A 26,202-nucleotide genomic window follows, 5' to 3' on the forward strand; every position below is an offset into this window, starting at 1 on the left:
GCTGCGACCTGGGATAACCAACTACATCCAATCCCCACGCAAGGACCACATCACCCTGCGCAATGACGCCTTCAAAAAGGCCGTCGACCACGCCGAAGCCTTCATCCACGGCTCCGGCAGCCACTGACCGATCCACGGAACATGGGCTGTTGCCCGTGGACAAGAAAAATTCTTCCAGCACGTCATGTCCCACCGGCGGCGGAACCCTGGGATCAGTGCCGAGAACGCGTTGCCTTCGGTTTCCCTTGCCGTCCCAGGCCATGCGCACCGATGCATTGATGCTGGAGTAGCGCCGGACCTGACGCCGGAATGACACTTGGCGACAGAACAGCGCGCCGCAAAACAAATCACGGCTTCACCAGCTTCCAGACGGCAGGGACCAGCCGCGCGGCGGTGCCCAGTGCCGGTCCCTGCCCCGGGCATCGGCGCCAGGTGATCGAGTGTCAGCTGGCTCCCTGGCGATTATTGTGCGCCGGGGAGCAGCGGTGCCTTGGCCCGGGCAGCGGTACGGGCGCTGGTGGGCATTTCCCCCGGACCTTCAGGAGCCTGGTCAGTGACTGCGGGACTGGCCCGGCGGGCGCTGAGGTGGGCCAGGACCGAGGCCCGGCCGCATTGCGGGCATATGGTTTCACCCGGGCCCGTGGGATCGGGGCATTGAACCCCGTCACGAAAGAAATAGTCCCGCGCGTGCCCGTGGCCATCCTCCACATGCTGGGCGTCATAGTCGGCCACCCAGGCATGCCCACAGCCGGTGCAGGTAAAAATGAACCGTTCAACTGAAATTTCCTTAAGAATCATGGTCCTCTCCTCCCTATCACCCCGTCAGGTTCCGTGCGCCAAGGCGGCCGCGCCCGACGTGTTGCCTCGCGCCATCGGCGCCCTCTCACCATCATGTCACCATGACGGCGTTAAATCTATATCAAGCACCATAGGTTTGTTCCCGTTGGGGCCGGGCAATAAGGGGCTGGGCAGTTTGATGGCGGCCCGCCGGGGCCATCGGAAGTCAGGGCGGCAACATGGACGCCGTTCAGCCAGGCATCTGGAAAGTCATCCACGGACAGTCCGCTTCACCCTGGTGCCCGTTGTTGAGTCCCGGAGCGATTCCTGGGTGTGGCGTATGTCGGGGGCCAACGTCTCCTCGCGGGCGAGCAGGAAGATGTCGAGCCTGATCGCCGCTGACACTTCGAAGAGAAGCCTGGCGCTGTCGATTGCCTGAGAGGACTATGAACCGGGCCGTCCGACGGCGGGGACGACGTCGAGTTCGCTGTGCCGCGGGCTGTTCGGGTTCATCAGCGAGTGCTTGCGGCTGTACGTGAAGTAGATGACCAGCCCGATCGCCAGCCACACCACGAAGCGCAGCTTGGTTTCCCAGGACAGCTGCCAGATCAGGAACAGCGAGAACAGCACGCCCACGGCGGGCACCACGGGCATGAACGGCAGCCGGAAGGTGCGGGGCGCATCCGGCTTGGTGTAGCGGAACACGATCACCGAAATGCAGACCACCACGAATGCGGCCAGGATGCCGATGTTTGTCAGGTCGGCCACCAGGCGGATGGGGAAGACGCCGGCCAGGAAGGCCGAGCCCAGCCCGGCAATCCACGTGACGCGCTTGGGTGTGCCGCGGTTGTCCACCTTGGAGAACCACTTGGGCAGCAGCCCGTCGCGGCTCATGGAGAACCAGACGCGGCTGACACCGAGCAGGAAGGTCAGCATCACGGTCAGGATGGACAGCACGGCGAAAACGGAGATGATGCTGGCTATAACGGGCAGGCCGACGCTGGTGAAGGCGGAGGCGAACCCGGCCGTGGGGTCGATGTTCTTGTAGTTTTGCATGCCGGTCAGTACCAGGGTGGCGGCAACGTAGAGCAGCATGGCGATCACCAGGGACATGATGATGGCCTTGGGCATGTGCTTCTTGCCGTCCGTGGCCTCCTCGGCGGCGGTGCTCATGGCGTCGTAGCCGAACACGGCGAAGAAGACGGTGGCCGCGCCCGTGACGACCGGGCCGAAGCCGCTGGGCATGAACGGGTTGTAGTTGTGGGCGTTGACGTAGAACATGCCCAGCCCCACGATGAACAGGATCAGCACGATCTTGACGGCCACGGCGGCCAGTTCGAACCGGCCCAGCGCCTTGGTGCCTCGGCTGAGGATCCAGGTGACCAGCAGGCAGACCAGGATGGCGGGCAGGTTGATCATCCCGCCGTCCTCCATCGTGGCGGAAATGGCGTGCGGCAGGTGCATGCCGAAACCGCTGAGGAAGGCGTTGATGTAGCCGGAGATGCCGATGGCGACGACGGCCACGATGGCGATGTACTCCAGCAGCAGGTCCCAGCCGATGAACCAGCCGGTCAGCTCGCCCAGGGCCACATAGCCGTAGGTGTAGGCGGAGCCGGCCCGCGGGATCATGCCGGCGAACTCCGCGTAGGAGAGGGCCGCCGCGGCCGAGGCCAGCCCGGCGATGAGGAAGGAGATCAGCACGGCCGGCCCCACGCCGGGATGGCTCGGGTCGCCGTGGGCCACGAGCCCGGCGAGCGAGAAAATGCCGACGCCGATGATGCCGCCGACGCCGATCGCGGTCAGCTGCCACAACCCCAGGGACTTGAGCAGTCCGCTCTTTGCGCTTTCAATCTCCATCTCGGCGATCGGCTTGCGCCGCCAGACGGACAGTGGGTTTGGGGGTGTTGCCATGCGCGGGTCTCCTTAGTGGACGGCGGTGCCCGGCTGCTGTGATGCAGCACGGGTTCGCCGTCGCGTGATCTAAATAACTGCCTCTCAAGTGTGCCGTCCGCGATCCATTATGAAAAGTGACTTCTCTTAAGCAGTATTCGTAAGTTCTGCTGACTTGTCGGCTGGTGCCGTGCCACCGCTGGGATCAGGTTCCTGGGCCGGCGGTGGAGATTCGGCCGATCCCTCCACGATGGATCGCGAATCAAGCGCGCGCTTTCAACGCCTGATCCGGTCACAATGACACCGACTTTGGCCGTTCACCGCGTTTAGACCGCGGCAGAGACGAGGGCTTCGGCGTCCTTGACGCGCAGCTTGCCAGACATCAGCTGGGGGAGGAGAGCGTCGCGGGTTGCGGCGAGGCACCGGTTCTCTAAAACTGCACCTGTGATGGCATCTAGGAATGGCGTGATCTTGGATTCCATTTTTGACATTGCGCCTCCCCTGAAGTCGGGGAATTCCAAGTGGTCAAAAGTCTTCATTGTGATTGTGTCGAAGACTGAACCATGGGCGATGGCTTTTGCCCGCTTTGTGGCATTAACTATCGAGAAATACAGCACGCCTGCCGGAACGGTTCCGGGTACGAACCCATAGCAAGACTGGTTGAAGGAAGCTGGAACAGCGAGACGGGCGACGGCTCCTACTGTCCCTCTGGCCGTCAGAATGACGCTTCCTGCTGGCAGAGGCTTGGCCTTTGTCTTTTCCACTGCCGATTGGGAAATCTTTTCATCTGTGTCGACAACAGTGTAGAAGTCAGCGCCCGTAATATCCTTGGCGGATGCCCACAGCCGATCTCCGCCCCAGAAGTCTTCTCTGGAACGCGGCGGGGTGCCCCCTAGGACAGGCGATAAAACCGAAGACATCGGGACAATGCTCATGGGACTGGTCGCTTGTTCGTAGATGAGAGCAGCCAACTCATGGGCTGTCGCAGCGAGTTTGGTGTTGGCGGCGATCTTGTCGTCGAGGGCGCCTAGGACTTCGGCGATGGCCTGCTGCTCTTCAAGGGGCGGCAGTGGGATCTGTAATTGACGCAGTGATGTCTTATTGAACTTTGGCTGCGCACTCCCGCTAATAATTCCTCCGAGCAGAGACTGTCCCAGCGGCGAAACCAGCATGTAATAGAGGAATCGCCGATCCAGAACTGATGGATCCAACGGGTGGCAGACGACAGAGTTTGGACCAAGAGTGACAGGCATCCCTAAATTTGGAACCCGAAAGACCGTGCCGGCATTTGCCCCGACATTGCTCACGACGACATCGCCTGGTTCCAAGCGACTTTTCTTCAAGAACGTGTAAGAGGCCTCATCGACGTAGCTGAGCTGGCCTTTCCATCCTGAGTTGTGATCCACGAGGCGGACAAGAATGGCGAATCCGAGTTCAGTTGACGTGTTGACATTGACGCGTAACGATTCGAAGCTACCGTTTGCCACGAAATCAGTTATGTTTGTGACATCGCGCATGGAATAGGTTTTCCATTGACTCATGAGACCCTCCCCAGCTGTTCGCGGACTACCGCCGCCAGACGCTCCGACTCGTCGAACTGGGCGAACAGTTCGGCGGAGAGGCGGGCGATCTTTTCCTCGATCGGTTCGCCGTCGTCCTCGACGTCGGCGGCGCCGACGTAGCGGCCGGGGGTAAGGGCGTAATCGGCGGCCTTGATCTCGGCGAGGGTTGCGGAGTAGCAGAAGCCGGGGATGTCGGCGTAGGGGGTTTCGACAGAGCTTTGGGTTTCGACAGGCTCGACCACCGGGGTCTGGGCCTCCTGGTCTCGACGCGCTCGCAGAGCTCGCTGCTCGACCACCGGGAGGGTTTCGACAGGCTCGACCACCGGGGTCTGGGCCTCCTGGTCTCGACGCGCTCGCAGAGCTCGCTGCTCGACCACCGGGAGGGTCTCGACAGACTCGACCACCGGGGACGGCTCGACGGGCGGGGACGGCTCGACCACCGGCGGGGTGCCGCGCCAGGCGTGGAAGGTGCCGGCAATCAACGCGATGTCCTCATCGCTCAAAGCACGCTCGGCGCGGTCCACCATGTGCCCTAGGTTCCGGGCGTCGATGAACAGCACCTGTCCGGTTCGGTCCACGGAACCATGCGCACCCAAAGCCTTGTCCTTGGCGAAGAACCACGTGCAAACCGGGATGCCGGTGGAGCGGAACAGCTGCGTGGGCAGGGCGATCATGCAGGACACCAGATCCGCCTCCACCAGCTGCGCGCGGATCTCGCCCTCGCCGCCGGAGTTGGAGGACATCGACCCGTTGGCCATGACCACGCCGGCCGAGCCGCCCGGTGCCAGCTTCGAGATGATGTGCTGGATCCAGGCGTAGTTCGCGTTGCCGGCGGGCGGCACGCCGTACTTCCAGCGCGGGTCCGATTCCGAGCGCGCCCAGTCCTTAATGTTGAACGGCGGGTTGGCCATGATGAAGTCGGCCTGCATGTCCGGGTGCTGGTCGCGGGCAAAGGTGTCGCCCCAGCGCGAGGCCAGGTTGCCGTTGAGCCCGTGGATGGCCAGGTTCATCTTCGCCATCCGCCAGGTGCGCTCGTTGAGCTCCTGGCCGTAGACCGAGATCTCCGAGCCCTCCTTGTGGTGCGCCTCGAGGAATTTCTCGGCCTGGACGAACATGCCGCCGGAACCGCAGCAGGGATCGTACACGCGGCCGTGGTCGGGGCGGAGCACCTCCACCAGCACGCGGACCACGCCAGCCGGGGTGTAGAACTCGCCGCCGCGCTTGCCCTCGGCGCGCGCGAACTTCTCCAGGAAGTACTCGTACACCTCGCCGAGCAGGTCGCGGGCCTTCGTGGCGCCCTGGCCGGTGAACTTGGCGGAGTTGAACAGGTCCAGCAGCTCGCCCAGGCGGCGCTGGTCAATGTTGTCCTTGTTGAAGATCATCGGCAGCGTGGCCGCCAGCGACGGGTTGGCGCCCATCACGTACGCCATCGCGTCGTCGATCAGCTCGCCGATGCCCTTGGCGTGCTCGTCCAGGGTGGCCTGGGTGCCCTTGGCGTGCTGCGCCAGGTACGTCCACCGGGCGCGCGCCGGAACCCAAAACACGCCCCGGCCCGTGTACTCGTCGGTGTCGTCAATGAGCTGGCCGATCTGCTCGTCGTTCAGGCCGTCCGCCGTCAGCTCCGCCCGGATCTGCTCGCGCCGCTCGTCGAAGGCGTCGGAGACGTATTTCAGGAACACCAGGCCCAGAATGACGTCCTTGTACTGGGAGGCATCCATGGACCCGCGCAGCTTGTCGGCGGCCTTCCACAGGGTGTCCTTGAGTTCCTTCATGGTGGACGGGGCGGCGTCCAGGTTCTTCGCGGTGCTTTTCTTCGGGGGCATTGAGCATCTTCCTTTTACGTTAAATCGATCGTAGCGTCCACGGCGAGCCCGCCGGCGCTGACGCCGTCGCGCAGGAGCGTGGTGAGTTCGGTGAGCCGGTCGAGCCTGAGCTGGGCGGCGCCCCGTTCCTGCTCCAGGAGTCCCAGGACATGCTGCAACTGCTGTGCCGCGGCGTGCGGCACCAGCCGGAGCGCCCAATGCCGCCAGTCCTTGGAGGCGGCGGCATTGATGTCCGCAGCGAGCAGCTCCGGCATGAGCCCGCCGGGATCGGCGCCGCTGACCCGCAGCACCCGGGCGGGATATTCGACGACGGCCCCGCCCTCGGCGTCGACGGTCGCCGCGGGTGTTGGGACGGTGGCGAAGACGACGTCGCCGGGCTCGGTCAGCCGCGCGGTGGGGTGGTTGGCCGCCAGGACCAGGCGGTCGATCCTCCGGACAGCCGGGCCGCGGCGTCCCTTACCCGCGCCGCGCCCAAGGTCCGCGGGCCCGAGGACCCGGGCGCCGCCGTCGTCCGCCACGGGGAGCCCGGCGGCGAGGCGCACGCCCGGGACGTAGCGCAGGTGGCCCTGCGACAGCAGCACGTCAACCATTTCGGTGTTGGGGGCGCCGTGGCCCAGCGACACCCGGACGGGCAGGGGCGCCGGGACCGCCGCGGGATCGTTGAGCTGCGCGACGAGCTGGTCCGCCCGCACCGCCTGCTCGGCAGCGGTCGGTCCGTTGCGGCGGGGCACGGCGTGGCGGACCAGCGCACCCCGGCGGGCGAGCAGGCGGGAGGTGGGCACGGTGCGGGCAAAGCGCATGGCGTGGGCGCGGATCAGGCCCGCCGTTCCCAGCGAAACGGCGAGGTCGCCCACCAGGTCCTGGACGGCGTCGGCGGTCAAAGGGGTGTCCGTGACGTCGGCGACCATGGTCCAGCGCTCGGCGATCGGCACGGACGCGTGGGCGGGGCCGAGCACCCAGAGGCCCAGCGCCTGGCGGGCTTTGGCGGGGACCAGGCCGGCGGGGAGGCGGACGATTGCGCGCACCCGGCCCGAGCGGAGCAGGTCCGAGCGCGCCGCGGCGGCTTTGGCGTCGTCGAGGGCGTCCGTGAGCACCGCCGCGGGGGCCATGACAACCCCGCGCTGGGAATCGTCCATCTGCAGGACGGTGTTCTCGATGTCCGCCAGGATGTCCGGGGCCGCCAGGTCCGGGGTGCCGGGCGGCGGGTACGACGCCACATGGACGGCCGGCGCCCCGACCGTGAACTGGCCGCCATCCGACACGGCCAGCGGCCTGCGGCGCGCGCCGTGGACCAGCAGGCGGCGCCGGGCGGTCCGCGACGCCTGGTCCCGCCCGTCGCGGGTCAGGACCAGGGGATCCGCGTCCTCGGGAAGGAGGTTCAGGACTTTCACCAGAAGGTCGCTGCCGCCGGGGGTGGAATCGACAAACACGGGCCTCCCGGTGCCGTTGCCTGCCGCAAGTTCGACGGCGGTCCTCGCCGCCAGGTCGACGGCCCGTTGCGCGAGGGCCGTTTCCGCCTGGCCGCGCAGCCCGGCCCGGAAGCGGCCGCCCAGGAGTTGCTCAAAGGCCGCGGCGGGGGAGTAGGCGGCGTCCACGAGCTGGTCGGCGTGCGCCGCTGCCGCCGGGGCCGTCCGTCCCAGGCCCTCGATTTCCGAGTAGAGGAACTCGTCGTCCGGGTCCGCGTCATCGGCGGCGTCCAGCAGGTCATCACGGTCGAGTCCGGCCAGCGGGCCGCCCGTGAGCCGGTGCAGGGTGACGAGCGCGGTTTGGGCGGCAAACGCCGCTTCGGGATCCGTCCGGGCGGAATCCCCCCGGGCGAAGGCAGCCATGTCCGCCGCAGCCTGGGGGTTGTTCCCGTGCCGGGTTGACTCGAGCCAGGTCGCCACCTCGCCGGCGTCAAATAGCTGCTGGCCGCGGATGACCCGGACCGGCTCGGGGAACGGGGTAGACGTGGCCCTGCTGCGGCTGCGCCACATCGACACCACCGGGCGCTTCACCTGTGCCAGGGCCGCGATTTCCGCCAAGGAGATGCGGAGGGCCGCTCCCTGTTGCTTCACGCGCCCTCCCCTCGATCGGCATGTTCGGTGCGTGTACAGCCTATGTCGCAATCCACGGCCTGCGAACAACATGTTGGTAAGTCCCCTTATCAGCCGAATCCAGAAGCGCCCCGGTCGAAAGGGACTTAGCTTGGTTCTGTCAACGCAGGACAACAACCCATTGGGGGCACCACCGTGGAAAGCACCAGGCCGGACGAAGATCCGGGCAAGGAAGCCGGCCGGCTCGTTTTCAGCACTTACGGGCACGTGCTGGGCCTGGCCGACGGTGTCTTGTTCGGCGGCAAGCGGCCACCTCGCCAGCCGGGGACCCCCGCCTCACCGGGCAAAGCGCCCCCGGCGGACCCGGTCCGCGATCCCGGGCAGAGCCCTCGTGGGGACGCACCTCGCGGCTGAGCCGCCCCCTGACCGTGGGGTGGCCATTCATTGGGGGACGGCCACCCCACGCCCACTTTTCATCACTCACAGCATTCTTAGGGGACCAACCATGGAAAACAGGACCAGCCCACCACCCACCGATCCGATGCCGCCGGTCAAGGGCGGGCCGGCGGCAAAAGGCGGCACGCCCGCAAAAGGCGCCTCCCGGCGCACATGGAAACGGAAGGCGCTCGCGGGCGGGGCGGCCGCCGTCGTGCTTCTCGGCGCGGGCACCTGGTTCGGCACCACGCTCCCGGACCCCACCGCCAGCGACGCCTATGTGCAGCTGGCGCAGGGCAAGGCGGGCGTGGACGAAGCCCTCAGCAATTCCAGGGCCGCGTACCGCACGCTGGACGGCAAGTACGCAACCTTGCAAAGCGAAATCAAGGGTCGCGAGGACGCGGTTGCGGAGCGGGAAAGTGCCGTGGGTGCCGCCGAAAAGAAGGTGGCGGAGGCCGAGGCTGCGGTGAAGAAGCGTGAGGACGCCGTCACCGGGGCGGAGAAGGCAAAGGCCAAAAACACCATCGGCGAAGGCACTTGGGCTGTCGGTCGGGATATCGCGCCGGGCACCTACGTGAGCGCCGCGGCCGTCAGTTCCGACTGCTACTGGGCCATCCTGGCCGGCGGCAGCAACGGCTCCGACATCATCGAAAACGACATCCCGGGCGGCGGGCGTCCGTCCGTGACGCTCAGCGCCGGACAGGACTTCAAGACCTCCAGCTGTGGCACCTGGACCAAACAGTAGGGCCCGCGCGCACCCGCCAGCCGCACTCTGCGGCACTCAGCACATCCGACGCGACGGCACACGCCGCGTCAACGAAAGGAAACGACAATGACACACACACTCAACCCCGGGCCCCCGTCCCTGCAGCCCGTTCCGCAGCCCCACGCCGGCGTCGGCCCCAAGTCCTTCGTCACCACGTGGGTGCTCGCCCTCCTGCTGGGCGGCCTGGGCATCGACAGGTTCTACCTGGGCAAGGTGGGAACCGGCATCCTCAAACTCGTCACCCTCGGCGGGCTGGGTGTCTGGACCCTGGTGGACCTCATCGTGACCCTCGCCGGCAAACAGCGGGACAAGCAGGGGCTCCTCCTGGCCGGCTACGCCAAGCACAGGGTGCTGGCGTGGATCGTCACCGCCGTGTTGATCGTCTTGGGTGCGGTGTCCGGCGGGACCGCAGGTTCCGGGGGCGGCACGGCCGCCGGTCCGGCCGCAGCGCCCGCAGTTCCTGCCGCCGTCGCGCCCGCAAAGGCGCCCGCAAAGGCCGCTGCGCCGGCTGCTGCGCCGGCGGCCAAGAAGTGGACGACCGTCCAGTCACTGCAGGGGACGAGTGATTCCGCCAGCCAGGTTTTTGAACTGACGGGGGCGGAGGCCCAGCTGAGCTACGACTTCAAGGGCGGCGCCGACATGGTGGTTGCGGCAATCTACCTGGAACCGGAGGGCAAGGACATTTCCAAGGACGGGGGCATCCCGATCGTCATGCTCAGCAAGACCGGGGCCAGCACCACGGCACTGCACAAGACTGCGGGCAGGTACTACCTTGACGTCCGTGCCGCCAACGTCGATTCATGGACAGTGACGGTCGAGGAGAAGAAGTAACCGCCGGTCCCCACAAAAAGGACGCCGCCTGCGCATTCGGACACCGGTAGAACCGTGTCCGAATGCGCAGGCGGCGTCCGAAAGCGCAGGGGCCGCAGCGGTCCGTCGTGGAATGCCCACAGCGGCTTCCCCTCGGGCAGTGGCCGTTTCAGTGGCGCCTGCCCTGGGTGTCAGGCCCCGGCTCGCTCGCCGCTGTGGGCCCATCCAGCACACTGAAAGCCGCGAGACCCTCATGCACCGGGATGCGATGCGCTGTGATCCGCAGGTTTTGCGCCAGGGCGTGTTTCGTCGTGCCTTTCATGCCACTGGTCTGCGCGCGGCCGTCACATCAACTGCACGCCCCCGTAGGCCAGCACCGCAATGAGAGCCCAGGACAACATGGCCGCGACGATCGCCCGGCCCCCGGTTTGGAGGAGGGACTTGACCCGGACGGACGAACCCAGACCAAACAGGGCGGCGGCCAGGAGCAGGTCCTGTGCGGTCCCGGCCAGGCCCAGGGCCGGCGGCGGCAGGATTCCCAGCGTGCGCACCACGATCATGGCCATGAACGCGGCAACAAAAAATGGGACCAAGGGGGGGAGTTTTACCGTGTCGTCGGGCCCGCCGGACGGGCTGCCGGCGCGGTTGTTGCTCCGGCGCCGCCTGACCAGGGCCACGCACGTGACCATTGGTGCCAGCATCAGCACGCGTGTGAGCTTGACGATCAGCGCACCGGCCAAGGCCGCAGGGCCTGCGGTTTGCGCCGTGGCCACCACCTGGCCCACGTCGTGCACGCTGGCGCCCACCCAATGGCCGAACTGCACAGGGTCCAGACCCAGTGGGATTTTCAGGAGCGGCAACACGCCGATGGCCAGGGTCCCGCACAGGGTGACCAGGGCGATCGGCACAACGGTGTCGCGGTGGTCGGTCTTCGTCACGCCGCTCATGGCGCCAATGGCGGACGCGCCGCAGATGGAAAAGCCCGTGGCCAGCAGGATCGGCTGGTCGCCAGGGAGCTTGAGCGCCTTGCCGAGCAACAGCGTCCCCAAAAAAGTCAGAAGCACAATCGCGATGATGATCCCCAGGGTCCCCCAGCCCAGGGCTGCCACGTCAAACAGGCTGAGTTTCAGGCCCAGCAGGACAATGCCCAGCCGCATGAACTTCTTGCCCGAAAATTCCAGGCCCGGCTGCAAGACTCCGCTGACCGGGGAGCGGGTGCCGGGCAGATTCGCTGCAAGGATGCCTAATATGACCGCGGCCGTCAGAAACGGCATCCCCGGCACGGTCCTGTGCACCAGCCAGGCGACGCCGACGGCTGCCGCCGCAACCGCGAGGCCGGGTGCCAACTTGTGCTTGAGGGGATTTGTTGTCAACGCACGAGGCAGGGTGCGCCGCCTCTCGCGGCGCTGCTCGGCAGACATCAGTTTTTGGGTCATGGTCGTGTTCGATCCGGTGAAACGCCGTGGAGGGAAGGCGGTTTCGGGCCGGAAATCCTTTCCGTCGTAGCTGTTCGCAAGGCATGGGGGCCGGCTTTAGTGGATCAGTTGGGGTTCCAGGGTTCGGGTACCGGCGGAGCCTTCGAGGCCAACGGCGGTGGTTCCAGCCAGTGATTGCACGCCGCTGAGCAGGGCGAGAGCGACGATGTCCTCCGTGCTGCAGCCGCGTGACAGATCGTTCAACGGTGCCCTGAGCCCCTGCAGGATCGGTCCCAGTGCGGCAGCCCGGCCCAGCCGTTGGGCAATCTTGTAGCCGATGTTCCCGGCATCCAGATTGGGAAAGACCAGGACGTTGGCCCGGCCCGCCACCATCGACCCGGGGGCCTTGGAGGCCGCGATGTCAGGCACCAGGGCTGCATCCAGTTGCATTTCCCCGTCCACGTCCAGTTCCGGGAAGTTTGAACGCAGCATTCCCAAAGCGGCAGTCACCTTGTCAACTTTCGGGTGGCTGGCGCTGCCCAGGGTGCTGAAGGACAAAAGGGCCAGCCGGGGATGGGTTCCCGTGACAGCCAGGTGCGTTGCGGCTGCTGAGACGGCGATGTCTACCAGCTGCTCCGGGGTGGGGTCCGGCACCACGGCGCAATCGGTGAAGCTAAGTTCCCGTCCGTCGGGTAGCAACATCAGGAAGGAACTGCTCAAGGTGGTGCACCCGGGAGCCAGCCCAATGACCCGCAGCCCGGCCCGCAGCACATGCGCCGTGGGCTGGCCGGCTCCGGCCACACAGGTATCGAGACGGCCCGTCGCCAGCGCTGCCGCGGCCAGATACACCGGATCCGAACCGGCGGCTGAGAGCTGTGCCGGCCGTTGGGGGAAGGCCTGCCGGAGCGTCGAGGCAACGCCGTCGTCCCCGGCCAGCTCGCCGATGTCGATGATGGCGGCCTCCGGGACCTTCCAGCCCAGCATGTCCGCGCCGTGCCTGATCAGTCCGGCCCGGCCGATGAGTTTGGGAACCACAACACCGCGCTCCAGCAGGCACCGGGCCGCGCGGATTGCCCGTGGGTCCTCGCCGTCGGCGAGCCCCACGACTCGCCCGCGGCCGGCAAGGTCCCGCTGCCACCGGTCGATCACGACCGACCGGTGTTCCCGGCCGTCACTGCTTTCCGCACCCATGGTTGCGCCTTTCAGTTTGCCTGCTGCCCTGCCTGCCCCAGCCGGACAGGAACGTCCCTTTTCCTGCCCGGCATGGAAGGAGCTGACGCCCATGCCGGGCAGGAAAAGGGGTGGATTCTAGGGCTGGACGGCCTTTTCGACGTCGTTGAGCATGGCGTCCACGCCGTGCAACAGCTCATTGAGCACCTCGGCGTCGGCCACCAGCGGCGGGGAGATCATGAGCATCGTGGCCCCGCGGTCGTCGCCGCGCAGGATCACCTTCGTGCGCTTGAACGACTCCGGCAGCACTTCGCGCAGGACCTTCAGCGACTCGGCCTCGGTGAATTCGCGCCCGCTGTAGCTGTCGGCCATGAGCTCGATTGCGTAGAAGAACCCTGTGCCGCGAACAGCCTTGACGCAGCGGTGCGCGTTTTTCAGGGACTCCAGGGCTTCCTTGATCTTGGGTCCCTGCGCCTGGACGTTGCCCAACACGTTTTCGTCGCGCATCGCCGTGATGTTGGCAACCGCGACGGCGGTCGAGACCGGGTGCCCGCCCCAGGTGGCGCCGTGCGTGAAGACGCCGCCCTTGGAGGAGTTGAACAGCTCGGTCACGAGCTTCTCGCGGACGATCATGCCGCCCAGGGGGGCATAGCCGGAGGTGGATCCCTTGGCGAAGGTGACCATGTCCGGCACGACGCCGGTGAGGCCGTAGCCGAAGAAGTGGCCGAGTCGGCCAAACGAGCAGATGACCTCGTCCGAGACCAGAAGGATGCCGTATTTGTCGCACAAGGCGCGCAGGGCAGGCCAGTAGCCGTCGGGTGCCACAAGTGCGCCGCGGCCGTTCTGGACGGGTTCGGCGAAGATTGCCGCCACGGTCTCCGGACCCTCTTCGAGGATGACCCTTTCGAACGCCGCAAAGCAGTCCAGGTCTTCCACGGGGCCGCAGTCGCCGGTGAAGCCAAGCGTGTTCGGAACGCTGCGGATTCCCGGGAGCAGCTCGCCGAACGGTTCCTTGATCTTGGGCAGCTGCGTCACCGACAGGGCGCCCATGGTGGTGCCATGGTAGGCCATGTCGCGGCTGATGATCTTGGTGCGCTGTGGCTGGCCCTGGCTGCGGAAGTACTGGCGTGCAAATTTCAGTGCCGTCTCCACGGCTTCGGAACCGGAGTTGACGAAGAACGTGGTGTTCAGGTCCCCGGGTGCCAGGTCGGCGATAAGAGTGGCAGCCGCGATGGCCGGCGGGTGTGCGGAGCCCCAATTTGAGGCATAGGCAAGCGTGTTGAGCTGATCGCTGGCCGCCTGGGCAATGTCACCGCGGCCGTGGCCCATGTTGACGCAGAAAAGCCCGGCCAGTCCGTCCAGATACCGGTCGCCCTCCGTGTCAATTAAATAGCTGCCCTCGCCTCGGACAAAAATCGGGAAGTCACTGTCCCAGGTGTCCTTGCGCGTGAAGTGTGGTCCGAGGTGCCGGCGGGCCTGGGCTCGCAGTTGGGTGGTGTCCACGATCATCTCCTCATGTGTTGAAACTAGTTGTGCTCGAAGCCTAGGCTGGCTGGCCGCCCAACATCAGGGCCACATGTGACCCAGCCAACAGGACCAGTTTGGCCCCATGCGGTGTGGTGATTCTGGATCTTCTGGACCCATGGTTCCCGGGGGCAGACTTCCACTATGCTGCGCAGCCTGCACGGCGGCCATGATGAATTCAGGCTTCAACCATCAGGAGGTTTCAAATGATCATCGGTGTCCCCAAGGAAATCAAGAACAACGAGTTCCGAGTAGCGATGACCGCGTCCGGAGTCCACGAACTGGTGGGCCAGGGCCACACGGTGTTGCTCGAGCGCCGTGCCGGCGTCGGCTCTTCCATCTCGGATGACGAGTACGCCGTGGCCGGGGCACGCCTGGTCGACACGGCGGCCGAGGCCTGGAACGGTGCCGACATGGTCATCAAGGTCAAGGAGCCGATCGCCGCGGAGTACCAGTATTTCCGTGAGGGCCTGGTCCTGTTCACCTACCTGCACCTTGCCGCCGAACCGGAACTGACCCGCGCGCTCATGGACAGCGGCGTCACCGCCATCGCCTACGAAACGGTCCAGGACGGCCGGGCACTGCCGCTGCTGGCACCCATGTCCGAGGTGGCCGGCCGGCTGTCCGTGCAGGTGGGCGCCCAGTGCATGACCGCCCCAGCCGGCGGCAAGGGGATGCTGCTCGGCGGCGTCCCCGGCGTCCGCCCGGCCAAGGTCGTGGTCCTGGGTGCCGGCGTGTCCGGCACCAACGCCGCGGCCATGGCGCTCGGCGCCGGCGCCGACGTGACCATCCTGGACATCAACATCAACCGGCTGCGCGAGCTCGATGCGATCTACCAGGGCCGGCTGAAGACCGTGGCATCAAACGCCATGGAGATCGAACGGTCCCTGGTCGATGCAGACCTGGTGATCGGCTCGGTGCTGATCCCGGGGGCCAAGGCGCCCAAGCTGGTCAGCAACCAGCTCGTGGCCAAGATGAAGCCGGGCTCGGTGCTGGTGGACATCGCCGTGGACCAGGGCGGCTGCTTCGAGGACACGCGCCCCACCACGCACGAAAATCCCACCTTCAAGGTGCACAACTCCATCTTCTACTGCGTGGCCAACATGCCGGGCGCGGTGCCGAACACCTCCACCTACGCCCTGACGAACGTCACGCTGCGCTACGCCGTCACACTGGCCAACAAGGGGGTGGAGGCCGCACTGGCCGGCGACCCGGCCCTGCGGGCTGGCCTGAGCACTTTCGGTGGACGGCTGACAAATGCCGCGGTGGGGGCCGTTCATGGGATCGACGTCGTCGATCCCAGCAAGGAAGCCGCCCTGGGCTAGTAGAATGAAGTGAAGTATCAGGCGGGGGAGCCCGATGGTGAGCTCCCCCGCTCTTTCATGGTGATCGGTCACTTCGGTGTCAAGGAAGGGACGGCGTGCCAAGGACGCTAGTTGAGATTGACCGTGATTCCAGCGAACCGTTGTACAGGCAGGTCCGCCGGGTCATCGAGCACGGCATTGCCACTGGCATTTTCAACTCCCGGCGCAGGCTGCCCAGCTCCCGGGAACTGTCCGTCGAACTCTCCGTATCGCGGAACACCATCAATCTGGCCTATCAGGAACTGCTCACCGAAGGCTTGGTCATCAGCCACGAGCGCAGCGGCATATTCGTCAACCCGGACATGCTGGCAGCCGCCGAAGCCGAGGTGCGGGCCACCGGTTCGGTCATCGACTGGTCCTCACGCATGCGCCGATACGCGGATGACTCGATCGCGGACGTGGAAAAAAACGAGGACTGGCATGCCTACCCGTTTCCGTTCATTGCTGGACAGGTTGACGTCGGAAGCTTTCCCACCACGGCCTGGGTGCGCTGCCTGCGTGATGCACTTTACCGCCCGCACATCTTCGCCAGCCTTCAAGACAGCATCGGTGCCGACGACCCGCTGCTGATTGACTTGATCCGCCGCCAAATCCTGCCTGCCCGCGGCATCGAAGCCAGGCCGCAGGAGATCCTCATAACCATCGGCTCCCAGCAGGGGCTGGACCTGTTGGGCAGGACCCTCCTGGGACCCCACCAGCGCGTAGGACTGGAAAACCCGGGCTATTTGGATGCCCGGCACATCTTCCTGCGGACGGGCGCACAGGTCTACGGGATCGACGTTGACGAACGCGGCCTGCGCCTGCCTGAATCCTTCAGCGGAACCGCAATGGTTTACGTCACGCCCAGCCACCACCACCCCACCAACGTCACGCTGAGCATGGAGCGCCGGCATCACCTGCTTGGACTCGCCGCAGCGTCCGGAACCGTAGTGGTCGAGGATGACTACGACAGCGAGTTCCGCTACATGGGGAGCCCCAGCCCGTCCCTGAAGGCGCTGGACACCAGCGGCGACGTGGTGTACCTGGGCACATTTTCCAAATTCCTGGCCCCGGGGCTGCGCATGGGGTTTCTGGTCGGACCCGAAGAGCTGGTGGCGGAACTGCGCCGCGTCCGCCGGTACCAGGTCCGCCATCCGCCGGGGCACACGCAGCGCGCGCTGGCCCTGCTCATCGACAGCGGCGACTACCACCGCGCCCTGCGGCGGCACCGGCTGCAAATGAAGAAGCGCTGGGAAATGGTCAGCCAACTGGCGCACCGGCACCTGCCCTGGCCGCAGGACGCCTACCCGCCCGGCGGCGTCAGCCTGTGGGTCAAGGGGCCGCCGGAGCTGGACTCCGTGGAATTGGTCCGCCGCGCCGAACAACGCGGCGTCCTCATAGAGCGTGGGGACATCTTCTTCTTGAATCCGGACCCGCCCAGGAACTTTTTCAGGATCGGCTATGGCGCCATCCCGACACGCTCCGTGGCGGAGGGCATGGCAATTCTCGGCGACGTGGCACAATCGCTGCTGGCGGGCGGGACGGACTAGCCGCGACGCTGGGTTCCGGGCGGCCGGACGCCCGGCAAACACACAAAGCGGGTGTTCCCGGAAGGTGGAAGCTTCCGGGAACACCCGCTCCATGCGCGACTTGGCGCTGCTGACTGCCTCCAGCTGCTGCCTTTACACGTAGTCCTTGTACTTTTCGAGCATGCGAACCGGCTTGGACAGTGCGTCGCGGCGGAACGGGTCGCCCAGCTCGCGGGTGCACATGATTTCGATGACGGTGGTCTTGCCGTCGATCATCTGGGCGTCGATGGCACGCTGCAGGGCCGGGCCGACGTCCTCGAGCTTGTCAACGACAACGCCTTCGGCGCCCATCGACTGGGCCATGGCGGCAAAGCTCTCGCCGTTGTCCAGCTCGCCGGCAACGAACCGCCGGCCGTAGAACTCGACCTGGTTCTTCTTTTCCGCCCCCCATTGGCGGTTGCGGAACACGACGGCTGTGACGGGAATGTCATGGCGAACGGCGGTCAGCACCTCGCCCATGCTCATGGCCCAGGCGCCGTCGCCGGCGTAGGCAACAGCCGGACGGTCCATGGCGGCGGCCTTGGCGCCAATCATGGTCGGCAGCGCGTAGCCGCAATTGCCGAAGCTCATGGGGGCAAAGAAGCTGCGCGGCTTCTCGAAGCGCAGGTAGCTGTGCGCCACGGAGTTGATGTTGCCAATGTCGGTGGAGACCATGACATTTTCCGGCATGGCCTTCTCCAGCTCGCGCAGCACCTGGCGCGGGTGCAGCCAGTTGCCCTCCTCGCCGTTTTGTTCCTCGATCATGTCAAGGCTGTAGTCGTCCTTCTCATGGGTCCACTCGGTCAGTTCCTGCTCCCAGCTTTCCTTTTCGGCCTTGATCGCCGCGGCACGCTCGGCCTTGGTGGCGTCACAGGCGAGCGTCCTGCCCGCCAGCCGCTCGTTGAGATCGGCGGCAACGGCCCTGGCATCGCCGCAGATGCCGACGCTGATCTTCTTGACCAGGCCCAGCATCTTGTGGTCGGCGTCGATCTGGATGATCTTCGCATCGCTGGGCCAGTAGGCCTGCCCGTATTGCGGCAGCGTTCCAAAGGGACCCAGCCGGGTTCCCAAGGCGACGACGACGTCGGCCTGGGAGATGAGCTTCATACCCGCCTTTGAGCCCTGGTATCCCAGCGGACCGGCCCAGAGCGGGTGGCTGGCGGGGAAGGAGTCGTTGTGCTGGTAGCTGTTGACCACGGGGGCGCCCAGACGCTCGGCCAGGGCCTTGCATTCCTCCACGCCGTCGGCCATGACCACGCCCCCGCCGGAGACCATGACGGGGAACTTGGCCTGTGCCAGCAGTTCCGCGGCCTCCTCAAGGCTCTTGGTGCCGCCGGCCCCGCGGTCCACGCGGCGCGGCTGCGGGATCTCGGCCGTGATTTCGCCATAGAAGTAATCACGGGGGATGTTCAGCTGGGTGGGGCCGTTTTCCGACATCGCCCGGTCAAAACAGCGGGCAGTGTATTCGGCCATCCGGGCCGGATGGGTCACGTGCCCCTGATATTTGGTGAATTCCTGGAACATGGGCAACTGGTTGGCTTCCTGGAAGCCGCCGAGGCCGATTCCGTTGGTGCCGGCCTCCGGCGTAACGATCACCACCGGGCTGTGTGCCCAGAACGCTGCGGCGATGCCCGTGACGCAATTGCTGATGCCTGGACCGTTTTGCCCGATGACCACGCCGTGGCGGCCGCTGGCCCGTGAATATCCGTCCGCCATGTGGGCGGCACCCTGTTCGTGCACCACGGGGACCAGGCGGATGCCTGCCGGGGCAAAAATGTCCATGGCGTCCATGAACGCGGAGCCCATGATGCCGAAGATGTCCGTGACGTCATTGGCGACCAGGGTCTCCACAAATGCTTCCGACGGCGTCATCTTCTGGACACCCTGGACTGCCTGGCGTGCGGGTGCTGCAGGGGCTTCATTGACGGCAGCTGAATCGGAACGGGCGTTGCCGTCCTCATTGGACCGGGCGAGAGTTTCTTGGCTCATGGTGGCCACTCCTCCTCTAGGCGGACCTAGATCGACTAAGGGTTTATTAAATCTGGAACTCAACGTTCCTGTTTTTGTAATCCGAGACGAGACTATGACGAAAACGGGGGCGGGTCAATGGGTATTTCAAATATTCGGAACGCCACGTACAATAAATTTACAAGACCACCTGCTGAACCATCATTGGCCAAGGAGCACACATGGGCGACATTCGCCGGATTGACGCCGCCAGGCAGACGGGCCCTACGGAACTGGCCGGGGAGACGCCCACACTGCGGCTCTTCTCGCTGTTGGAGCTCATCTCCACCCACGACCAGCTGTTCACCCTGCAGGGCCTGGTCGAGGAAACCGGCACGCCAAAGCCGACGCTGCACCGCATGCTGGCGCAGCTTGAAGGCGCGGGCCTGCTGATCCGCCAGGACGACGGCCGGCATTACGGTGTGGGCGTCCGGCTGCGGCGGATGGCCGAAAACCTGCTCATCAACGACATCTACCACGGCGCCCGGCATGCAGTGCTCCAGTCGCTTGTGAAGGAACTGGGCGAGAGCTGCAACGTCACCGCCGTCTCCGGCAGCGAGGTTGTCTACCTGGACAGGGTGGAAACGGCCGAACCCCTGCGGGTGACCCTGCAGCCCGGCTCACGCGTACCCGTGCACGCCTCCGCCAGCGGGAAGATGATTCTTTCGCAGTTCACGCCGGCGCAGCGCCGCCGGCTCCTGAGCGGCGCCGAGCTGACCCGGTATACGCCGAAGACCTTGTCCAGCCTGGAATTGCTGGAAGCGGACCTGGACCAGGTCAAGGAGCGCGGCTACGCGATCGACGACGAAGAATTCCTGCCCGGGCTGGTCTGCGCGGCAGTCCTTGTTCCCACGAGCAATGCGGTCTCGAACCTGTGCGTTGCGGTCCAGGGGCCCTTTATGCGCCTGACTCCCGAGAAGGCCGCGGACCTGGTGCCGGCCTTGCTCATGGCCGCGGAGGCGATGGGACGCATTGAAGCGGAGGCCGCCGATACTGCCGGTGAGAATCGCGACGGAGAGGTGGGATAGGCCGTGGATCAGTTGGCCGGCCCCGCGCCCCTCACGGTTTCCACAGGCACAGTGTCCAGCGCCGCCGCCCTGCCCGACACCACGGTTTCCGTGCGGGAGGTCTTCGGCATTGACTCGGACTTGCTGGTGCCGGCCTTTTCCGAACCGGATCCTCATGTCCCCGGCATCGATCCCGCCTACAGATTCAACCCCTCCGTCACGCTGGCCATCCTGGCCGCCTTCAGCCGCAACCGACGCATGCTCCTCCAAGGGCTCCATGGGACCGGAAAGTCAACCCACATTGAACAGGTGGCGGCACGGCTGAACTGGCCCTGCGTGCGCGTGAATTTGGATGGGCACATTGGCCGGCTGGACCTGGTGGGCCGCGACGCCGTCGTCCTGAAGGAGGGCAGGCAGGTGACGGAGTTCCAGGAGGGAATCATTCCCTGGGCCGTGAGGCGCCCCGTCGCGCTGATTCTGGACGAGTACGACGCCGGGCGGCCGGATGTCATGTTCGTCATCCAGCGGATCCTGGAACGGGATGGCAAGCTGACCCTGCTGGACCAGAACCGGGTCCTGGATGTGCATCCGGGGTTCCGGCTTTTTGCCACAGCCAACACCGTCGGATTGGGAAACCTGAACGGGATGTACCACGGCGTGCAACGCCTGAACCATGCCCAGCTGGACCGGTGGAACATTGTGGCCGCCTTGAACCATCCGCCGGCCGCGGACGAGCTGGAAATCGTGCTGGCCCGGGTGCCGGAGATGGACACTCCGCAGGGAAGGAAAATGGTGGCGTCCATGGTTGCCGTGGCCAACCTGACCCGTGCCGGGTTTGAGGTGGGCGACCTGTCCACGCTCATGTCACCCCGAACGGTCATCACCTGGGCTGAAAACATGCAGATCTTCCCCGACCCGGCCGTCTCCTTTCGACTGTCCTTCGTCAACAAATGCGACGAGGCGGAACAACCCGTGGTGGCCGAGTACTTCCAGCGCTGCTTCGACGCGGAACTGGACGCTGCGGATTTGAACGCTGTGCGGCCGGGCGCCCACACGCTGGCCGCGATGGCTGGCTGAGCCCGCAATGGGGCCCACGCCGGCTGACGCGCAGCACTTCATGGACTTGTGCGCCGCGTCCATTCGTGCGCTGAGCGCCACGGGCGGGCTGCACTTTCGTGGCGGAATCCTGCACCGTGGCGAGGACCGGCTACCCATGCCGGCCCCGCATTTGCACCCGGGCCCGCAGGCCCCGGCCGCGTTGGTGCTGCCCGCGTTCCGGGGCGCTGCCGACGGCATGGCGCTTCGGGTGCTGCACAGCGACGCACGCCAACATGCTGACAGGTGCCCGGATTCAGCGTCCGCCCGGCTGGTCTTTGAAATGCTGGAACAGTTCCGGGTGGAATCCCTGGCCCCGGAGTCCATGCCGGGCCTGTCCAGCAACCTGGCCCGGCGGTTTCTCGACTGGTCCAATGACTTCGAAGCCTCCGGCATGGTCGAGACGCAGCTGGGGATGCTGCTTTTCACCGTGGCGCAGGTGTGCCGGGAACGCATCTGCGGGACGCCCATGCCCGCAGCAAGGGCTGACCTGGTTGAGTCAACACGGTTTCACCTGGGGCGGCAGGTTTCCGTGCATCTGGCGCCATTGCGGCGGGCCAGATTTTCCCAGCCAGAGTTTGCCCGTGCCGCGTTGCCGTTGGCCGAACACATCGGCGCCCTGTGCCGGGGCATGGAGGAGGCCCAGGGACGGCCGGCACGAACCCGCGCCCGGCGCAACGACTTCAGGCTCCTTTTTGACCAGGAGGACCAGGACCAGGCCCCGCCCGTGGCAGGCTTTGGCCGCAGCCGCGCGCTGGACGCGTCCGACGGGCAATATCGGGTGTTCACCCGGGCCTTTGACCGGCAGCAAGATGTGCAGGGACTGGTCCGGCCTGACCTGTTACGCCGTTACCGGCACCGGCTCGATGCAGCACTGGCGCAGCAGCGCATCAACGTCCCCCGCCTTGGCCGGGCGCTGCGGGCCCTGCTGTCCGACCCCGTGGCGGACGGGTGGGAAACAGATCTCGAAGAGGGTCGGATCGACGGCAGCCGGTTGGCGCGCCTTGTCACTGCCGGCGGTGAACGCCGGGTGTTCCGCGCCGAGCGAACGGAACCGCGCCCGCATGCGGCCGTGACGTTTCTCATCGATTGTTCCGGGTCCATGAAGGGACACAGCGAGTCCGTTGCCGTTCTTGTGGACGCCTATGCCCGGGCCCTGGACATGGCGGGCGTCCGCAGCGAGGTTCTGGGCTTCACCACGGCGGCCTGGAATGGTGGAAGGGCGGCAAGGCAATGGTCGCGGTCGGGCCGGCCCGCCAACCCCGGGCGGCTCAACGAGACCCGGCACCTGGTCTTCAAGGACGCGGACTCGTCCTGGCGCCAGGGCAGGCACGGCATAGCGGGCCTGCTCAAGCAGGACCTCTACCGTGAAGGGGTCGATGGCGAGGCAGTGGACTGGGCATGCGCACGGCTGGCCTCCGGCGCCCCGCCGGATGGCGCCTCCCGAAGCCTGCTGCTGGTCATCTCCGACGGCAGCCCCATGGATGCCGCCACGGCGCGCGCCAATGACGGGAACTACTTGGAACACCACCTGCGCGACGTCGTCGCACGCCAACAGGGCGCCGGAAAGGCGGAAATCCTGGGGCTTGGCGTCGGGCTGGATCTGAGCCCCTACTACCGGCGGGTGGCGGCGCTGGATCTCACGCACGGAACCACCACCGCCGTCGTGGCGGACGTTCTTGCCCTGATGGCCCGGGGCCGCTGAAAAGCGTCCGGCACGCACTCCGGCGGTGACGGCGCCGGGCCCGCCCCCCCTTGATGCCCGAACGCAAAAGCCGGCCGGGAAGGCCCGCAACTCTGCGGGCGCTTCACCGGCCGGCTTCAATGCCGGGCGGCCCTGCTCAACCGGGGATCTTGACGGTCCTGCCGTGCGGGTCGTTGTTGTCCGCAGCCTGACCACCTTGGGCCCGGACGTAATGGCTTGAGTCGCGGGCGGGTGCGAAGTCCACGTCCCGCCCCGGGGCGGTGCCGGAATCAACGGGATCGGTCCGCGTCTTGACGGCATGGTCGTCGGCACCTGGCTTGGGACCAAATCGGCGGCGTAGCTCATAGCCAACCAGGATCGCCACCATGGTCACCCCGCTCATGAGGAACTGGGAGCGGGTGCTGGGCAACACTGCCATGGCGATGATCACGGCCAGCATGAGAGCGATAGTTGCGTAGCTCAGCCAGGGGAAGAGCCACATTTTCAGTTTCAGGGATGCTGGGTCCTCGCGTTCCAGCCGCCGCCGAAGAACGATTTGTGATATCCCGATGACCAGGTAGACGAAGAGCGCCACGGCTCCATAGGAGTTCACCAGGAAGCTGAAGACGACGTCTCCCCAGAGGTACACGCAGACCACCGAAATGTAGCCGACGGTGGTGCCAAGCAGGATCGCCCGCCGCGGCACGCCGGATTTGGAAAGCTTTGTGAAGAACTTGGGGGCGTCACCATTTTTGGTCAACGCGAAGAGCATGCGGGACGTGGTGTAGAGCGCGGAGTTCAGGCAGGACAGAACAGCGGTGAGCACAATGAAATTCATAATGGTGCCCACTGCGGGAATCCCCAAGACGTCCAAGACCGCGGCATAGGGGCTGACTCCAACACTTTTGGCGTCCCAGCTTTGGATGGCCACCACAATGAAGATTGAGCCGACGTAAAACGTGACCACCCGGATCACAATCGATTTCATCGCGCGCTTGACGGCCACCGCCGGCTCGGCAGATTCGGCGGCGGCAATGGTGATTATTTCGGCCCCCGTATAGAAGGCCACGCAGGGGACCACCGCAGCCAGTACCGCACCCCAGCCCAAGGGAGTGAACCCGCCATGGTTGACCAAGTTGCCCAGGCCGGGCGTGGAGCCCGGCCACACCCCGGTAATCCACAGCACGCCCAAAATCAGGAACAGCACAATGGCAATGACCTTGATCGAGGAGAACCAATATTCAAACTCGCCAAACGACCGCGCCGAAATCATGTTCGTTGCCGTCAGCAGCAGCATCAGGCCGATGCTGAGAATCCACAGAGGCACCAGGGGGAACCACAGCTGGATGATGCGGGCTCCGGCGATGGCCTCCACGGCCACCACAATGACAAAGAAATACCAATACATCCACCCGGTGGTGAAGCCTGCCCGCTGGCCCAGGGCCTGCCGGGCATAGACATAAAAGGAGCCGACAACTGGCCGGGCCACGGCCATTTCGCCGAGCATTCGCATCAGCAGCAACGTGATGATGCCGCCGATGAGGAACGAGATGATTGCGGCCGGCCCTGTTTGGCTGATCACCACGCCGCTGCCGATGAACAGCCCGGCCCCGATGACGCCGCCAATCGCGATCAAGTTCATGTGTCTGCGTTTAAGGCCTCTGCCGAGGCCCGCACTTTCGGCCTGTTCTGGATCGGTGGTATTCACGTTTCCTCCAAATTGCTCAGACGGAACCCGTTGAAGTGCACTTCGGTGCCGGCACCATGAGGTGCCAGACTAGGGTCTTCGATGGAGGTCGGAATGCCATTTCGACTCTGTGTGATTCCAATCACTCCATCTGTTGTAGCCCAAATCTACGTACGCGGCAGGCCTGAGGGACAGAACCAGATATGGGTTAGGCGGGGGAGCCAGTGCCCGGACAGGACCACGTTCGGCACGGCCAGAATGCCGCGGAACAGTCCTTGACTTCGGTCCTCTCTTGCTGCAATTATTGCTGCAATTCCGGTCGGTGCACCACGCCCTGTGGAATCTTCCGCGGATGCACTGCCCCGGGGAACTTCGTGGGAAACCCTGTTCGGGGGGGGGCTTGCATGCCCGCGGGCCAGCGGGGAACGCCTGCTGACCCGGCCACATGGTGACCAGTACGCCGTCATGGGCCATGACACCGACCTCGCGCTGCTCGACTCCACGGGGTGGGATGTCGAAGTGTCCAGCGGCTGCTGCGGCTCTCGTCACCGGCTCTTATCACGTGCTTCGCCGTATGTCCGCGGCGCCTTGCAACTGGCGGAAGAACTGCAGGCGGCCGCAGGCGCCGACGGCCGACTCAGGCTCAGGATCCGCCACCCCAAACGAAACCCCTTGCTGCCCCTGATCCTCTGTAATCGTCATCGCGATTCCTCGTCCTAAAACGGGAACCATAATGCGCAAGCCATTTGACGCCCGCTAGGCGAGCCAACCCTCGGCAGCAATCATATTTCCACGTCCCACGTTCGCCTGGCGGAATGCTGATGGGCTGCCCGCACCGGCATCAGGGACGGTTCCGAACCTGACCTCGTCGAGGCCGGCCCCGTCACGCTCGACCGAGCCGGCGAACCTCACCTTCCCGGGGTGCCCGGCCCGGGGCCCGGCCTGGGGTGCCGAGGAACAACTCGCCGCCTCCACCTCACTGGTCAACCGATACCCGTCCGGGGCTCACCCTCACTCTCCAGCATCGGTCCAGCATCATCCACACCGCCAGATTCGAGCCGAGCCCCCAGCTCCCCCTGCGCCCGTGTCGCCGAAGCACCGGCCTTTTCGCCCACCATCCGCCATCGAGGGGGGTGATTCAGTCCTGGCCGCGGAGCCTGTCCATCTCGCGGCGGTCCTTCTTGGTGGGGCGGCCGGCGCCGCGGTCCCGCTGGGGCAGGCCGAGCGCCGGCAGCACCGGGCGCGGGGGAGTGTGGTCGGTGAAGCAGTGCGCCGCCGCCTCCGCGCCCACCCGCTTGTTGATCAGGCGGCGGACCTCCAGGATGCGTTCCCAGCCGGATTCACGGACCCGGATGGTGTCCCCCGGGACCACGGTGTGCGCGGCCTTGGCGTTGACGTCGTTGAGTTTCACGTGACCCGCGCGGCAGGCGGCCGTGGCCACGGAACGCGTCTTGTACACGCGGATCGACCACAGCCAGGCGTCAATGCGTACCGAGGCGGGCGCGTTCTTCGGAATGCTCATAGTGGATTCGAGTCTAGCGCCGGCCGTCCGACACTCGCCGAAACTGCCCGCGCCCGTCCCCCGTTTTCGCGCCCCTTGGAA

General features: G+C 65.8%; 17 protein-coding genes. 7 read left to right on the plus strand and 10 right to left on the minus strand.

The features are described from left to right. Positions 1-1,221: 1,221 nt before the first annotated feature. The 4 genes from G6034_RS15890 to G6034_RS15905 all read right to left on the minus strand — a co-directional run bounded on the left by G6034_RS15890 (position 1,222) and on the right by G6034_RS15905 (position 8,109). Positions 1,222-2,688 carry an amino acid permease gene (locus tag G6034_RS15890; protein ID WP_176636091.1) on the minus strand — a complete coding sequence of 489 codons (1,467 nt, stop codon included), beginning with the start codon at positions 2,686-2,688 and terminating at the stop codon, positions 1,222-1,224. A 305-nt stretch (positions 2,689-2,993) separates the two neighbouring features. After that, a complete protein-coding gene (locus tag G6034_RS15895) occupies positions 2,994-4,208 on the minus strand; it encodes a restriction endonuclease subunit S (protein WP_176636092.1) in 1,215 nt (404 codons plus the stop codon). Then, complete coding sequence (locus G6034_RS15900) at positions 4,205-6,052, minus strand: type I restriction-modification system subunit M (protein WP_176636093.1); 1,848 nt, start codon at positions 6,050-6,052, stop codon at positions 4,205-4,207. The genes G6034_RS15895 and G6034_RS15900 overlap by 4 nt, the downstream gene beginning before the upstream one ends. A gap of 14 nt (positions 6,053-6,066) precedes the next feature. Further along, positions 6,067-8,109, minus strand: a complete 2,043-nt coding sequence (locus tag G6034_RS15905) for a hypothetical protein (RefSeq protein WP_176636094.1) — start codon at positions 8,107-8,109, stop codon at positions 6,067-6,069. A gap of 484 nt (positions 8,110-8,593) precedes the next feature. On the opposite strand from G6034_RS15905, the gene G6034_RS15910 reads away from it, so the two are divergent. Continuing rightward, on the plus strand, positions 8,594-9,268 hold the full coding sequence (locus G6034_RS15910) for an Rv1352/Rv1906c domain-containing protein (RefSeq protein WP_176636095.1): 675 nt from the start codon (positions 8,594-8,596) through the stop codon (positions 9,266-9,268). A gap of 87 nt (positions 9,269-9,355) precedes the next feature. Continuing rightward, positions 9,356-10,120 (plus strand): TM2 domain-containing protein, encoded by a 765-nt coding sequence (locus tag G6034_RS15915; RefSeq protein ID WP_176636096.1) that lies wholly within the window; start codon positions 9,356-9,358, stop codon positions 10,118-10,120. Positions 10,121-10,443: 323 nt separating this feature from the next. Here the strand turns inward: G6034_RS15915 and G6034_RS15920 are convergent, their stop codons facing one another. The 3 genes from G6034_RS15920 to G6034_RS15930 form a co-directional block, all read right to left on the minus strand. Beyond that, positions 10,444-11,535: a YeiH family protein gene (locus G6034_RS15920; RefSeq protein ID WP_246296103.1), complete on the minus strand. Its 1,092-nt coding sequence runs from the start codon at positions 11,533-11,535 to the stop codon at positions 10,444-10,446. Between the two features lie 96 nt (positions 11,536-11,631). Continuing rightward, positions 11,632-12,705: a phosphotransacetylase gene (locus G6034_RS15925; protein ID WP_176636097.1), complete on the minus strand. Its 1,074-nt coding sequence runs from the start codon at positions 12,703-12,705 to the stop codon at positions 11,632-11,634. Positions 12,706-12,822: 117 nt separating this feature from the next. Continuing rightward, the gene (locus tag G6034_RS15930; RefSeq protein ID WP_343038108.1) at positions 12,823-14,187 is read right to left on the minus strand and encodes an aspartate aminotransferase family protein; all 1,365 of its coding nucleotides are present in this window, start codon (positions 14,185-14,187) and stop codon (positions 12,823-12,825) included. A 227-nt stretch (positions 14,188-14,414) separates the two neighbouring features. On the opposite strand from G6034_RS15930, the gene ald reads away from it, so the two are divergent. After that, positions 14,415-15,533 carry an alanine dehydrogenase gene (gene ald / locus G6034_RS15935; RefSeq protein WP_176636099.1) on the plus strand — a complete coding sequence of 373 codons (1,119 nt, stop codon included), beginning with the start codon at positions 14,415-14,417 and terminating at the stop codon, positions 15,531-15,533. 95 nt (positions 15,534-15,628) lie between these two features. Further along, complete coding sequence (gene pdxR / locus G6034_RS15940; RefSeq protein WP_176636100.1) at positions 15,629-17,101, plus strand: MocR-like pyridoxine biosynthesis transcription factor PdxR; 1,473 nt, start codon at positions 15,629-15,631, stop codon at positions 17,099-17,101. A 132-nt stretch (positions 17,102-17,233) separates the two neighbouring features. Here the strand turns inward: pdxR and xsc are convergent, their stop codons facing one another. Next, complete coding sequence (xsc, locus tag G6034_RS15945) at positions 17,234-19,108, minus strand: sulfoacetaldehyde acetyltransferase (RefSeq protein WP_218063978.1); 1,875 nt, start codon at positions 19,106-19,108, stop codon at positions 17,234-17,236. Between the two features lie 200 nt (positions 19,109-19,308). Between xsc and G6034_RS15950 the strand changes: the two genes are divergently transcribed. The 3 genes from G6034_RS15950 to G6034_RS15960 are packed head-to-tail and all read left to right on the plus strand — an operon-like array spanning position 19,309 to position 22,933. Then, positions 19,309-20,154 (plus strand): IclR family transcriptional regulator, encoded by an 846-nt coding sequence (locus G6034_RS15950; protein WP_176636101.1) that lies wholly within the window; start codon positions 19,309-19,311, stop codon positions 20,152-20,154. Positions 20,155-20,157: 3 nt separating this feature from the next. Continuing rightward, positions 20,158-21,210: an AAA family ATPase gene (locus tag G6034_RS15955; RefSeq protein ID WP_343038109.1), complete on the plus strand. Its 1,053-nt coding sequence runs from the start codon at positions 20,158-20,160 to the stop codon at positions 21,208-21,210. 40 nt (positions 21,211-21,250) lie between these two features. Next, on the plus strand, positions 21,251-22,933 hold the full coding sequence (locus tag G6034_RS15960) for a cobaltochelatase CobT-related protein (RefSeq protein WP_218063979.1): 1,683 nt from the start codon (positions 21,251-21,253) through the stop codon (positions 22,931-22,933). A 136-nt stretch (positions 22,934-23,069) separates the two neighbouring features. Here the strand turns inward: G6034_RS15960 and G6034_RS15965 are convergent, their stop codons facing one another. Together G6034_RS15965 and G6034_RS15970 are read right to left on the minus strand one after the other, a co-directional pair. Then, positions 23,070-24,554: an amino acid permease gene (locus G6034_RS15965; protein ID WP_218063980.1), complete on the minus strand. Its 1,485-nt coding sequence runs from the start codon at positions 24,552-24,554 to the stop codon at positions 23,070-23,072. A gap of 1,183 nt (positions 24,555-25,737) precedes the next feature. Then, entirely contained in the window at positions 25,738-26,121 is a 384-nt protein-coding gene (locus tag G6034_RS15970; protein ID WP_176636104.1) for an RNA-binding S4 domain-containing protein, read from the minus strand. Positions 26,122-26,202 lie beyond the last annotated feature (81 nt).

It is taken from the genome of Arthrobacter wenxiniae (genome assembly GCF_013376105.1).
In the GTDB taxonomy this organism is placed as follows: domain Bacteria; phylum Actinomycetota; class Actinomycetes; order Actinomycetales; family Micrococcaceae; genus Specibacter; species Specibacter wenxiniae.